General features: G+C 41.2%; 8 protein-coding genes. 7 read left to right on the plus strand and 1 reads right to left on the minus strand.

The window, feature by feature from the left end; all coding sequences use genetic code 11:
* The first annotated feature begins 76 nt into the window (after positions 1–76).
* Complete coding sequence (locus DMB45_RS11070; RefSeq protein WP_041505059.1) at positions 77–2,734, plus strand: zinc-dependent metalloprotease; 2,658 nt, start codon at positions 77–79, stop codon at positions 2,732–2,734.
* Positions 2,735–2,880: 146 nt separating this feature from the next.
* Here DMB45_RS11070 and DMB45_RS11075 read toward each other — a convergent pair whose 3' ends face one another.
* A complete protein-coding gene (locus DMB45_RS11075; protein ID WP_041504122.1) occupies positions 2,881–3,435 on the minus strand; it encodes an RNA polymerase sigma-70 factor in 555 nt (184 codons plus the stop codon).
* A 225-nt stretch (positions 3,436–3,660) separates the two neighbouring features.
* Between DMB45_RS11075 and DMB45_RS11080 the strand changes: the two genes are divergently transcribed.
* From DMB45_RS11080 to DMB45_RS11105, 6 genes are all read left to right on the plus strand, one after another.
* Complete coding sequence (locus tag DMB45_RS11080; protein WP_041505058.1) at positions 3,661–4,848, plus strand: FecR family protein; 1,188 nt, start codon at positions 3,661–3,663, stop codon at positions 4,846–4,848.
* A gap of 36 nt (positions 4,849–4,884) precedes the next feature.
* Positions 4,885–8,520, plus strand: coding sequence for a SusC/RagA family TonB-linked outer membrane protein (locus DMB45_RS11085; protein WP_110688772.1), 3,636 nt, complete (start codon positions 4,885–4,887; stop codon positions 8,518–8,520).
* 12 nt (positions 8,521–8,532) lie between these two features.
* Positions 8,533–10,071 (plus strand): RagB/SusD family nutrient uptake outer membrane protein, encoded by a 1,539-nt coding sequence (locus tag DMB45_RS11090; protein ID WP_041504119.1) that lies wholly within the window; start codon positions 8,533–8,535, stop codon positions 10,069–10,071.
* Positions 10,072–10,097: 26 nt separating this feature from the next.
* The gene (locus DMB45_RS11095) at positions 10,098–11,201 is read left to right on the plus strand and encodes a hypothetical protein (protein WP_110688773.1); all 1,104 of its coding nucleotides are present in this window, start codon (positions 10,098–10,100) and stop codon (positions 11,199–11,201) included.
* Between the two features lie 61 nt (positions 11,202–11,262).
* Entirely contained in the window at positions 11,263–12,378 is a 1,116-nt protein-coding gene (locus DMB45_RS11100; protein WP_052634766.1) for a TlpA disulfide reductase family protein, read from the plus strand.
* 108 nt (positions 12,379–12,486) lie between these two features.
* The gene (locus DMB45_RS11105) at positions 12,487–14,847 is read left to right on the plus strand and encodes a S9 family peptidase (RefSeq protein ID WP_041504116.1); all 2,361 of its coding nucleotides are present in this window, start codon (positions 12,487–12,489) and stop codon (positions 14,845–14,847) included.
* Positions 14,848–15,249 lie beyond the last annotated feature (402 nt).

Consider the following 15,249-nt stretch of genomic DNA (forward strand, 5'->3'; position numbering starts at 1 on the left):
GGAAAAATCTGATTTTAGCATGAAAGATAAAAACAAGAAGAATTCCTCCGTATTGTATAATTTTAAATAATGATGTATGAAAAAATGGTTAGTATTATTTGTAGTGACACTACTGATTTTTCCCTGTGTTAACGAGGCCGATGGCGCTTCCAGAAAAAGGAAAAAGAAAAAAGAGAAGGACAAGACCGAGCAGGTAGCTCCCAAAAAGAAAGAGACCCCCTACGAGAATTTAATGAAAAAGCCGGGACGACAAACGTCTGAAAGCAAGTTTATCAATTTACACAAGATCGAGGGTAAATTGTACGTGGAAATCCCGGTGAAGTATATGGGACGCGATATGTTACTGGCCTCCGTAGCCTCGGAAACGAGTGACGATATGTTTTGTCAAATCGGTTTCAAAGAAAAAGCTCCCATGCACATAAAATTCACCATGGAGGACAGCACAGTATTTATGAAGAGAGTGAACGTTTCCACCGAACTGAACACGAGTGAATCCCGTGAAGAGGTAATGAGGAATCGGAACTTTTTGGACCCGATCATCAATACCTACAAGATCGAAGCATATAATAACGACAGTACTGCCGTGGTATTAAACATGACCACCTTATTTACCGGCGCGGAGATGTCTCCAGTCACCAAAGGTAGTATCGTTGTTTCCGTAGTAGCAACTCCTAAAACAGGAGGAACCAGATTAGGAGAAATCAAAGCTTTTGATGATAACGCGGTAATCAAAACATCATACTCTTATAGTGTTTCAATCAATATGCTGGGACTCATCACCCTGCTTTCCAACGAACCTTTTACCGTGAACACCACCCGCTCTTTATTGTTATTACCCGAACATAAAATGCGTCCCAGGTATTCAGATGCCCGAGTAGGCATCTTCTTGACAGGAAAAAAATCCCTCTCGGACAAAGAGGATGGCATGCGAGCCATTTCATTTGCCAATCGCTGGCGTTTAGAACCCTCGGATGTAGCGGCTTTCGAACGCGGAGAATTGGTCGAACCGGTAAAACCGATCGTGTGGTACGTGGATGATGCTTTCCCGGAAACATGGAGACAACCTATCAAAGATGGCGTTTTACGCTGGAACAAGGCCTTCGAAAAAATAGGTTTTAAAAACGTGATGCAAGTTCGGGATTTCCCGAAGGATGATCCCGAGTTTGACCCGGACAACTTAAAATATTCTTGTATCCGCTATATCCCGACCAATATACCTAATGCAATGGGTCCCTCTTGGGTAGATCCGACAACCGGAGAAATCATCAACGCGTCTGTAATCATTTACAACGATTTGATCCGATTGATCAACGAATGGCGTTTCACCCAGACGGCACAAGTCGACCCGAGGGTACGTTCCAAGAAAATGCCCGATGACGTGATAAATGAATCCCTTGCTTATGCAGTAGCTCACGAGATCGGACACACGCTCGGTTTTATGCACAACATGGCTTCTTCTGCCGCTTACCCCGTGGATTCATTACGTTCTGCTTCTTTTACCCAAAAATACGGGACAACCCCTTCGATCATGGATTACGCCCGGTACAATTACGTGGCACAACCTACAGATAAGGGAGTCTCCCTCTCTCCTCCCGATTTAGGTATATATGACGAATACGCGGTAAAATGGTTGTATTCCTACTTCCCGAAAGCTAAAAATGCCGAAGACGAGGCAAAAATAGTGGAAAGTTGGGTCGACGAAAAGGCCAATGATCCGATTTATCGCTACGGCAAACAACAAATTTATTCCAGATTCGACCCGACATCCATAGAAGAAGATTTGGGAGATAATGCCATGAAAGCGGGAGATTACGGGATCAAAAACCTGAAATACGTACTGTCTCACCTGAACCAATGGATCACGGATGATCCGGATGTCGAACAACGGACAAAACTATATAATTCAATTAGCAATCAATATTTCCGCTATATAAATAACGTTATGTATAACGTGGGTGGTATCTACCTCAACGAAGTAAAAGACGGAACACCGGGTAAACGCTTCCAGTCGGTCCCCAAAAATACACAACGCGCCGCGTTGAAATGGGTATTGAACCAGACTAAAAACTGCGATTGGTTAGATAATAAAGAGATTACCAATAAAATCGGCTTAGGAGTGGCCATCTCCACTAAAATTCAGGATTTAACCGCCGAACTTTTATGGAAATCCCGGAATAACGTGTTATTGTCCGCTCACGTTTCCAAAGACCCTTACACGATAAAAGAGTATTTCGATGACTTATATAGTGGTATTTGGGAGAGCGCTATTAAAGGTCGAAAAGTTACTTCCGGGGATAGAATCATGCAAAAAATGATGATTACTTCCATGGCAAGCACTCTGGCAGATAAAAACAAACAAAAACTTACCATGGGTCTCACCTCCGACGAGGCATTTTTACCTTCACTCGAAGAAATTTATCTCTATGGACTGGACAAAACGGGATTGACCGAACGCTATATCGACGAATTCCGCTCGATAGAGGCAGAACAGGGAGCCGGTACTGTAGCCAAAAAATTGATTACCGACGAATTCGGAACAGGAGGCTACAGATGGCAAAGAAAAGTCGAACTGAAAACCATCGAAGAGACAAATACCACTTTGTGGGCAACGGCGATAAAGATCGAAAAGCTATTGAAACAAGCCATAAACACGGCCCCGAATCGGGATTCCAGAGAACATTATCAAGCCATGTTATTCGAATTGACACGTTTGACCAAAGAAGCCAAAAACTGATAAGACAAGTCTTATATTTAATGTTTCAATTTTTTTGTGTGTGTTAAAAAACCGTCCGGAAACTAAAGTTTTCGGGCGGTTTTACTTATTTCATTCTACAAAACAACCGATTTAAACGGTAAAAAGAACAGTATCTCATCCTATCTCTATAAAATCCAAAAAGAAAATAATAAAGAAACAGAAGATGAAATTCCCCATTCGTCCTGAATTCGTTTTTGGGCTATCTTTTTCTGTTTTTTCACGGTCTCCACGGCAAGATGGAGTTCTGCAGCAATTTCCGATGGTTTCTTTCCGTCCAAGGTCATCAAACAAATCTTTTTACACTGGGGAGGAAGCCGATCTATGGAATCAAACAATTGACGATATACCTCTTCCCGAATCATATTATGCAATACAGAAAAAGATTCATGTAACTCCTGTTCTTTTATAATCTTTCTTTCATGATGTTGTTGAATTTTCAAATTCCTCAGATAATTAAAACACTTATGCCGGGCCGAACGATACAAATAAGCACGAAGCATATTTTCATCTTTGAATTTTAATTCTTTTGTCCACAAGTGAACAAATAAATCCTGAACAAGATCTTCAGCTACCTCATGATCATTAAGATATTGCAATACAAAGCACACAAGAGGGTGATAAAATTCTTTGAACAAAATTTTATACCGATCTTCTTCATACATATTATAACTACGATCCATTATGAAAACACCTCTTTTTCTTTACATCCGAAACATCATTAAACGATCTCCAAATTTAATGCTTTTTACATTCTTATTGCATTTTATCAAATATATTTTACACCAATATTCCATTTATAATATCCATTAGAGTTACTTTATTGTATTAAAGCACATTTTTTTATAAAATCTTTTACCCCTTTTTATTCGGTCATGTGTTTATAATATATAAAAATTAGAATAAGAATGGAGAAAAGTTTAAATATAGCAGATATCATCGTAACGTTTATTACCGGAAAAGCGACATGGGAACAGATAACAATACTGGATGAATGGATGAACGAATCCGAAGAGAATAAACGTTTATTTCTTTCGCTTATGGACGAATCGGCTTTCGAAAAACACATTCATGAAATCGTCAACACCGATATAGCTTTTCAACGGGTTGTAACAAGAAGACACATGCTTCACAAACGGAAACAGCAGCGAATCATGGCCATGGTAGCCTCCATCGCTATGATTCTGAGCTTTACCGGGCTTTGGTTATTGGGTACAACAGAAGAAAAAGAAATGATCGCACGGCAGGAATATATCTCCACCGGGAAGAGTAAAGCCTTCCTGACGTTAGCTTCCGGGAAAAAACTTTTACTCGAAAAACAAGATACGCTACTACAAGGAGATCACGCGAACATTCGGGTGTTGGAAAAAGGGGAAGTATCTTATGAAACGATCGACAATACGACCTCACAAGAAATAGAATACAACACGATGGAAACTCCCCGGGGAGCTGAATTTCAACTGGTATTAGCCGACGGCACAAAGGTATGGCTAAACGCCGAGACAAAATTACGCTACCCCGTCCATTTCTCTCAAGCAGAGAGACGAGTGGAATTAACCGGAGAGGCTTACTTTGATGTACAACACAACGAAACTCCTTTTATCGTGAAAACTTCCCGTTCTGATGTAATCGTCATGGGAACGGAGGTTTGCATAAGAGATTATACAGGAGAAACAAATCGTACCACTCTGGTAAGAGGAAAAGTAGCGGTAAAAAACCGAAGCGGCGAAACCTACCTGATCAGACCGGGACAACAAGTCTGCATCGATAAAGACGAAGGAAAGGTAGCGGACGTAGAAACGATCTATTTCACTTCCTGGAAAGACGGTTATTTTATATTCAACGAGGCAACCTTAGGTGAAATCATGAAAGAATTATCCAAATGGTACGACTTCGATTACGGTTTTGCAGATACAGGTACTACAGAAATAAGACTAACGGCCAGACTGAAAAAATACGACGACATCAACCTTATTTTGGACATTTTGTCCCGAACGGGAGCTATCGGTTTTTCTCAAAGAGAACGTTTTATCACGATAGAAAACAAAAAAGAACAAAAAACAACGGGGAATCGGCTCCACCCAAATTCCCCGTAAATATTTATCAATTAACGCTAATAAACATGCAAACTTATGAAAAAAAATGACGCAGACGGGCATTTCCCCCGTGAAAAATTGAGACTACTGAGAAAGTTTCTGGAAATTTCATTTGTAGTTTTTCTGGTAAGTATACCCATAAAAGGGGTTTCCCAAGAAAAAAGATTTACGTTTGAATTGAAACATGTTCCGGTAAGTACGGTATACCTGCATATTGAAAAAAACAGCGACTATTCGTTCGTGTACAACACGCGGGAGATTCAGCGAATCGGTTTAAAAGATTATAAATTCGAAAATGCAACCATCCAGGAAATATTGGATTATTGTCTGCAAGGAACCGATTTGAAATATGAAATTCAGGACAAACACATCATCATCAGCAGAATTCATAAAGTTGCGGGATCGGATGAAATCCAAAGTATCAGAGGCCAGGTGATCGGTAAGGATAGTATCGTGTTACCAGGAGTAACAATCATATTGAAAGGGACCACGATAGGAGTCACAACCGATAGAAAAGGATATTATACGATTCGTATTCCGAAACAGAAGGATGTCGTACTCGTGTTTTCCTTTGTCGGGATGAAAACAAAAGAAATACCTGTCAAAGACAAAAATATCATCAATATCACGATGGAAGAAGAAGCTACCACCGTGGACGAAGTAGTCGTTACCGGATATCAAACCTTACGAAAAAGTGATGTAGTCGGTTCGGTAACAACGGTCAAAGCCTCCGACATCATGATGCCGGCCTATACTTCTATTGATCAGATGTTACAGGGACGTGTTGCGGGTATGTTGGTGATGAATACCAGTTCCCGGGTAGGAACGACACCCAAAATACGAATACGGGGGACCTCTACCATTCTGGGGAATCAAGATCCTTTATGGGTGGTCGACGGAGTAATTCAACCCGATCCTCTACCGATCAATCAAAACGATATCATGGTAGACGATCTGAAAAACATATTGGGGAATCAGATTTCCTGGTTAAACCCCGCGGACATAGAAACCATTACCGTCCTTAAAGATGCTTCCGCCACGGCAATTTACGGTTCGAAAGCAGCCAACGGAGTTATCGTAATTACTACCAAACGGGGACAACAAGACCAGATGACCGTTAATTACAGTGGCACATTCTCCTTCAGGAGAAGACCCAATTACAACCAGTTTAATCTGATGAATTCACAAGAGCGAATTCAGTTTAGCCGGGAAGCTTTTGACGCGGGAGCGGTTTACACCGATGTCCCGGCAAAAACAATGAGTACATACGAGGGAATCATGCGGCTATACAATGACAAACAAATTACCAAAACAGAGGCAGAAACAGCCATCCAGAAATTAGAATCCACCAATACGGATTGGTTTAAACTATTAACCCGAAATTCATTTAGTCACAATCACAACTTAAGTATATCGGGAGGAAATAATAAAATAGTCTATAATGCTTCTCTTGGGTATAGCGATCAAGCAGGAATCGAACTAAACAACAAGGCAAAAAATTTAAGCGGAAGAATTAATTTAGGTATAAATATTCACCCGAAAATTCACCTGGACATTAACATAGTCGGAGCCATCGATCGCACCTGGGGATACGCGGCCAATGTCGACCCGATGAAATACGCCACGGAGACCAGTCGTTCCGTATTGGCATATGATGAACACGGAAACCGCATATTTCAACAAAAAAGAAGTTTTTATACATATAATAAGAATGAAATATTTTTAAATTACCATATCCTGAATGAAGTCGATCATAGTTACTCCAAATCGAAAGCTGCCAGGATAAACAGCACGCTAAATTTCAAATGGGACATATTTCCTTACCTGAGTTACGAATTCGTGGGCGGTATCAATACCAACAACATCAATTCGGAATCTTACGCCGGAGAACAGACCTATTACATCGCCAATCTCTATCGAGGATACGATTTCGGCTCGGAAAAATACGGTTCGGACAGGTACAAAGCCGCCCTGCTACCTTTCGGGGGAGAATTATACAACGGAGCTTCGGAGGTACTTGCCTGGAACGTTCAGAATAAAATCACCTTTTCGAAAACAGTTAACGAAATACACCGCATCAATATTCTGATTGGAACGGAAGCGGCCTCTACCAGCACTTTAAATCGTTCCCAAACCATATTCGGGTACGTCGCCGAAAGAGGAGAGCAAGTCATTCCCCCGACCCCGATAAAAGAGATCGTACCCATCGGTAACGAGGTAACAAACTGGGGTATATTGGATAAACTGTATAACGGGGAAGGTTGGACCCGTAGTACGATGACAGCCCATCAATTTTCGTTATTCGCCACTTTAGCTTATGCTTTAAAAAACCGTTACGTTTTAAATGCCAGTATTCGGAATGATGCCTCCAATCGATTCGGACAAGACCAAAATAAACGATTCGATCCGACTTATTCTTTCGGATTATCTTGGAATATTGCTCAAGAGCCTTGGTTACAATCGATCTCGCCCGTTTTAAATCAATTCAATTTGCGGGCCTCTTTCGGTATACAAGGGAACACGGTAAACAGTATCAGTCCGGAATTGATCTTAACTATGGGGCAAATAAAACAGTACTATGGCGAATATATGTCCAAAATATCCAGACTCCCCAACCCCCATTTAAGCTGGGAACGAACAAAGACCTGGAACTTTGGGGTGGATATTCAGATGTTAGACTGGATTACCATGAACCTGGAATACTACCGAAAATCCTCCAACAATATCGTCAATCAAAAAATTGCCCTGGAATACGGCCGGGAAGGGATGGAAATCAACGGGGGTAAAATTACGAATTCGGGTATTGAATACACCCTCAATATCACTCCTATTCATACCAAAGATTGGGGATGGACTATCGGATTGAATTCTGCCAAAAACTGGAACAAAGCTCAAACACAATCGATCAGTGAAATCAAATTACCGGACTACCTCAACGGGGCTTCAGACAGAGTATTGAAAAAAGGTTATGCAATCTCCAGTTTTTGGGCATTCAAGTACCGGAAATTAAACTCGCAAGATGGTATACCCGAATTCAACCTGCTTTTCAAAGAAGATGAAAACGGAAATTTCATAAAAGACAAGAACGGTTCATACGAATTAAAAGAGATTCAGGAATATACGGATATGCTTGTCTATTGCGGCAAAACAGAACCGGATTTTACGGGAGGGTTGACCACTCGTTTAAGATGGAAAGGGCTTACCTTCGGGGCTAACTTTTCTTTACTGTTAGGAGCCAAAAAACGATTACCAAATCCTTACCCGGCAGACGGAAATATTCCTCTCTCAAATACCAATCTAAGCAAGGAGTTAACCAAACGCTGGAAAAAAACGGGTGATGAAGATTTTACCAATATCCCCGGAGTATATTCGGGCAGAGTAGACAGATATATACTTCTTCAGGACGGAAACACCTATAATCCTTACAACATGTGGGGTTTATCGGATATCAGGGTCGTGAATGCTTCGTTTTTACGATGCCAGCAGATGTCCCTGACCTGGAACATCAATGAAAGTTGGTGTAAGAGATTAGGAATAAAACATTTATCTCTGAACGCGATCGTAAACAACGTGTTCGTGATTGCCGATAAAAAGTTTAACGGATTCGACCCCGAATTAGGTAATAGCGTCCAACCTAAAACCTATTCTTTAAGCGTGAGTATTGGTTTATAAAAATGATGCCTTATGAATAAAATAATAAAATACAGTTTGTGGGTTGCTCTACTTTTCCTGATCTCCTGTCAGGATTTTCTGGAACCGAAATCACAAAGCGAATACGTGCCTAAACTGGTGAAATCTTTGGATGAATTACTCTTGGGTGAGGTTTACATGGGTCCCGGACATAGTGACGGTTCATTTTACAGCGTACTGGGTATATTTGACGATGATGTAGCCACACGTCCCGACTTGGGAGATTATGACGATCTTTACGAAGCAGATATGGCACATATTAAACTTGCATTCACGTGGTCAAAAAACATGAAAAACGAGTTTAGCGGATACAACACCTATGGGGAAGTATACAAAAAAATTGTCGGATGTAATGCCGTTTTAGATTATGTCGACGATGTACAGGGTAGCGAGAATGACAAAAACAAGGTAAAGGCACAAGCCCTTGCTTTTCGGGGATATTTCTATTTCCATCTGGTGAATCTTTACGGGAAACCCTATTCTTTTGACCGGAACGCTCCTGGCGTACCATTAAAATTAAATTCGGGGCTATCCGCAACCGGAATGGCAAGAAATACGGTCGGAGAAGTTTATGAACAGATCATAAAAGATTTATTGGAAGCAGAACACCTGTTCTCGACCCTACCGGAAGAAGAGAGGGATTTACAGAATAACAGAATCAATTTACCCTGTATCCAATTGATCTTATCTCGTGCTTACCTGTACATGGAAAACTGGCAACAGGCTTTGGCTTACGGTAAAAAAGTTATTAAAGATCATCCTTACGAGATTCGAGATTTAAACTCCTTACCACTACCAAACCGTTACAGCGGCTATCCCGAATGTTATACCCACGAGAATCCGGAAGTTATCTTCTTATTCGGTAATCAGGGGGACGTACTCTCCTTGCCTATGAAACATATTAACGTGAAAGAAGCCACAGGATGGGGAAGAAGAAGAGTTGTCTGTGTCGCATCGACCGACCTGATTAACAGTTATGCCCCTTCTGATCTAAGAAAAAGCCATTATCTGACCTGGGAGTCTATCTTCTCCGGAGAAATTCCGGTTTACCGGGTCCCTGTCAGCAAGTACGAAGTCGGGTTTAACTATAACATAAACTGGGGGACGTCAAACGGCAAATGGGGAGTGGCTTTTAAAGTGACCGAAGCCTATTTGAACGCGGCAGAAGCAGCTGCCTTGCTCTACAAAGAGACAGGAAAAGGGGAATACTTGACTCAGGCTAAAGATATGATTGACAAATTAAGGATAAAACGCATTCGTGATGGTGATTTCCAAAACACTACCACGACTATAGCCGATGATTTGATTACGCTCGTCCGAAGCGAACGGCGCCGGGAGCTATGTTTCGAACACCATCGATGGTTTGACCTGCGTCGTTACGGGATGGAAAAACTAAGACACGTATGGTATGATAAAGAACAACGGCCAACCGAATTCTACTTGGAAAAGAACGATCCGGGATACACCTTACAGATACCGAACGAAGCCTTTGAACTAAACCCCGCTTTAGTTCAAAATGAAACAAGGAAATAAATGGTCTAATATTAATCCGAAACACGATGTTAAAATTCATATATTCGATAGTATTGCTAACCTTATTAGGTCTGGCATCATGCGGAGACGACGACAAAATAGTCACCGTGGAAAAAGTCGATCTGCTTCGCTTTGATTTTCCACAAGGCAACGATCCTTGGGACAGAGAAATCGAACAGATTGCTAAAGATTGGGGAATGTATATCATCTACAAAGGAGTTGACAGTACCCATTTAAACCGGAGATGGACCATCCCGCAATACAATGAGCCCATATACGTATGTTCCACCCCCAGCTCCGAAGATATTCAGGTATACCTAAATTTGGTTAAAGAGTGGTTATTGGGAAATTTAGACAAAAACAAGGCTTCCGACAGAAGCCAACTACCAGTCTATCTCTACCTCGTGAATAATCTGCTTGACGGAAATCCGCATTCTCCGACTTACAAGAGGGGACACATCTCATTAAAAAAAGACGGAATGGATTTTTGGTGTCTAAGTTTTATGAGCGAAGAACTGGCAGCCGGATTAACCCCGGAAATGATCCATAACATCGCTTGCAGCTTTAGTTATCCCGGGTTAAAAGCCCGTTTCCTCTCCGGAGAATACAAGATAGCAGACGATTTTGCTTATATGTCGGACTATGATTCTCCCATCGGGATACGCTATTATTCTCTGGAAGACTGGTTACAGGATAATCCATGGTTTCAGAAAGATGACTACGAGTATATGGTTGCCCCTTGGGAACGAGATGCTTACAATGTCTACCAGAAGAGAGGATTTGTTCCCCAATTGAGAGACGATTTCCGGATAGATGATTTCAATGATTTTTTTGGACCTACATACGGGGCTCCGCTTTGGATGCCGTTAATCGAATACGATTACGAATATAGCCCCCTTATTTTACCCTCCCCGGAGGAACGACCTTTATTGGATTTTCTGAACCTGATCAGGACAGCCATGAGATACCCGGAAACTCAGATTCGCGGAACGTATCCCACGGATGTCGAAGATCCCATGGAACAATACGGGAATCAACTTATCAACGACAAATACGATTTGGTGGTTAAATACATGCAAACGACCTACGGGATCAATTTACAAAAATATGCCGAAATCTTAACTCGATAATCTTTCAGGGGAGAATTAAATATCTCCCCCGAAATCACGCAAACATAACAAAATCAATTTTATGAAAAAACAGTTACTATTTATTGCCTTTATAGGAATCATTCTTACGGAATGTACTTCAAACGAATACAGAATAAAAGGTCATGTACAAGGAGTTAAAAAAGCCATGGCTTATTTAATAACACATGCAAATAACGTGGCCGACACCATTGACCAAGCTGAAATCACCGATGGAAAATTTGAATTCAGAGGAAGTACCCCGGAAGTTATCCCAACCCTATTAGTACTATCCGGTCACTCTTTAGGTGGACTTCCTATTTACCTGGAAAATAAAAATTATAAAATCGAAATAGACACCGCTTTTATCTACCTTAGTAAGGTGAAAGGAGGAGGCGAAGCACAGCGAATTGCCGATATTTATCGGAATTTTGAAGTAAAAAGCAGGAAAGAGACGGCAAAATACCAAAAAGAATTTCTTACACTAACCCCTGAAGACAAGCGTTTCAACGAACTACTGGAACTTTTTGACTCCATCGCTCAAAAGACCCGAGACAATCAGGAAGCTTTTATGAAACAACACGCGAATAGCTATCTTGCACTTGAATACTTGGCCAGTACCATACAAAAAAGCACCCTGACAGAACTACAAGAAGGACTAAACCAATTTAGCCCGGAACTACAAAATAGTTTCTCCGGCAGGAGCATAGCTGCATGGATCGATAAACTGGAAAAAGCAGGAATAGGAAAACCGGCCCCGGACTTTACCGTAGAAGATCCGGAAGGCCGTTCGTTTCATTTCTATTCGATAAAAGCCAAGGTCAAATTGATTGATTTTTGGGCCTCTTGGTGTTCACCTTGTCGTGCCATGGTACCGGAACTAAAAAAACTATACAACGAATTTCACGATAAAGGATTTGAAATCGTGAGTATCTCCATGGATAAAAAGAAAGAGGCTTGGGTCAAAGCTATCGAAGAAGAAGAGATGCCGTGGATTCACGGATGCGACTTCAAGGGCAATGACGATATGAAAGTTCCATTGATGAAAGCCTACGCTTTTTGGGGTGTTCCCTATTTGGTACTAGTTGATGAGGACAACAACATCGTCGCACATGCGACCGGAGCAAATGAACTGCACAAAATCAAAGAAGCCCTAATAACGATCCTACTCGGGAAATAACCCACGAGGACGATTCTTGTGGGTTCAAAACAGCCCACAAGAACGGTTCTCTCAAAAGATTCATAAATAAGCGAATCAACTGCTCCATATTAATCAGAAAATAAATCTATGAAAAAATTACTGACGGGTCTATTCTTCATCAGCCTGTTCCAGGGAGTCATGGCACAACAGGCCAATTATAAATTAGCCGAAAAATGCGATTCTTATACTTTGCCGTGGGGATATGAACGTTTAATCCCTTTTTTTGTAACGGGAAGTGACAATTTTTGGTTCAAACAGGAAAACGGGGAAGAAGAGCAATACTATTTCGTAAACGTGAAAGCAAAAAAGATAGAAAAACTGTTCGACTCGGAATATATTGCCGACGAAATGACAAAAGTCACGGGAAAAACATATAATCCTAAAAAATTAGGATTCTGGGGACTACCTTTTGATAAAACGGGCACAACCCTAAGCTGGGATGACGGAAAATTCCGGTTCGAATACAACCGGGTAACCCAAAAACTCACGCATACCCTACCGGACAAAACGAAAGCTAAAAACGACACGAGAGAAATGCCTGCCGAAATGCAAAAAATGATTTTACAGCAACAAGGGTTTTCTCCGGATGAAAAATGGCAAGTGTTCGGAAAAGGTTGTAACGCTTATCTTCGGAATATGGAAGATTCGACTGAAGTACAGTTGACTTTCGACGGAGAACCCGGGTTCTCTTATGCTGGAGAAAAAGACAATAACGAAGTAGTCAATATAGTACCCGTGTGGTTCGACGATTCCAAGCATTTTTACCACTATCGACACGATACCCGAAAAATCGGTGAAGTTTTTCAGCTGAATTACCTGTACGACCGTCCGTCCGCCTATGGATCGAAAATCGTTTTAGCCGGAGATTCCACCCTATTGCACACGGAAATTTCGTTGTTCGACACGGAAACCAAACAGCAAAAGAAGGTCAAAATCGGAAAATGGCAAGATCAAATGTCCAGAATTCTTCATTCCGACACAAAATTAAATAAACTTTACATAGAGCGCAAGACACGAAGATCGAATATACTGGAAGTATGTGAAGTTAATCTGAAATCCGGAGAGATAAAAGTTATTATCCGTGAAGAGGGTGACCCTTACATTGGTACAGAACTGGCCTCCATTCATTTTTTGAACAATTGTAACGATATCATATGGTGGTCAGAACGTGACGGACATGGACATTTTTATCTATATGACGGAAAAGGCAATTTAAAAAACAAGATCACCTCAGGTCCGTGGAGTGCAGGACATATCGTGAAAATAGACGAGAAAAAACGAGATATCTACTTCCAGGCCTACGGTATTACCCCCGGTGAAAATCCCAGTTACGCCAAAATTTGCAAAGCCAATATCGACGGGAAAGGAAAAATTGTAATTCTCACGCCGGAAGAGGCGACCCATTCCATTCAATTTTCTCCCAGCGGCCGATATATTATCGACACCTACTCTCGACCGGATCTTCCGTACCAATTTACCTTAAGAGACTTACAAGGTCGCCTCGTCATGAAATTGGCGGAAACGAATCTAAATACGCTCTATCATGCAGGCTGGAAACTACCGGAAACCTTTTCGGTAAAAGCAGCGGATGAAAAAACCGATCTTTACGGGGTGATGTGGAAACCTTTTGACTTTGATCCGAATAAAAAATACCCCGTTATCTCCTGCGTCTATCCCGGTCCTCAAACCGATAACGTACCTTTGACTTTTGCCATTAACTCCATGAATGAGAAATTAGCACAAGTAGGATTTATTGTGGTGGCTTTCAATCACCGGGGCGGACTCCCGTATCGAGGAAGAGATTACCATTCCCACGGTTACAAAAACATTCGCGACCATGCTTTGGCAGACGATAAACGAGGGTTGGAACAGTTAGTCGAACGCTATTCTTTTATTGACGGGGAACGGATTGGAATATACGGACACTCCGGCGGGGGTATGATGTCGACAGCGGCAATTTGTACTTACCCGGATTTCTACAAGGCCTGTGTCTCCTCGGCAGGGAATCACGACAACAACATCTATTCTCAGTCTTTCGTGGAAGGACATTACGAGATTCATGAAGAAATGCGAAACGTGCAGGAAAAAATCAAAACAGCCGACGGGCGAGACACGATCGTCAGCCGCAAAAAAATTCTCTATACCACGAATCTACCAACCAACATGGAACTGGCTAAAAACTTGAAAGGCCATTTGATGCTGGTTGTAGGAGGACAAGACGGAAATGTACATCCAGCCAATACCATACGCATGGTCAATGCCTTTATCAATCACGGAAAAGACTTTGAACTGGTCTTTTTACCCACGGCAGGACACACTTACGACGGTATATCCGATTGGTACTTCCAACACAAATTACGATCTCATTTCGCCAAATACTTATTGGGAGATTTTACCACTCCCTGTTTTTACGATGTCGAGATCGATCAAAATTATAGATTAAAATAGTTCTTACCATTTATTGTTTTTTCAATCGTTCCGACACAGAAAAATGGAGAAGGAAAGATTTGATATGAATCCTAAAAGTATTTTGTCTAACTTTTAGGGTTCATATCATTTTCAACTGGTTTTATTTATTTTCTCTATATAAATAGGCTCTCCACAAATAATTTTTCATGTTAATCGATGCCACCATAGTACGGTATTGACATAATAGTTGATTATATATTGCATATTCGTTAACATATCCATATATTTACATGTCACAAGACATATTCATTCCAATAATAATACAAATAGTATGACTATGAAAATAAATTCACCGGTACTCTTTTCAATAAGCATACTTATCTTTTTATCATCGTGTGCCTCGTTAAATCATTCTCCTTCGAAAGAGGCCACTAAAAAAGC

Source organism: Sanguibacteroides justesenii (genome assembly GCF_003204205.1).
GTDB lineage: Bacteria > Bacteroidota > Bacteroidia > Bacteroidales > Marinifilaceae > Gabonibacter > Gabonibacter massiliensis.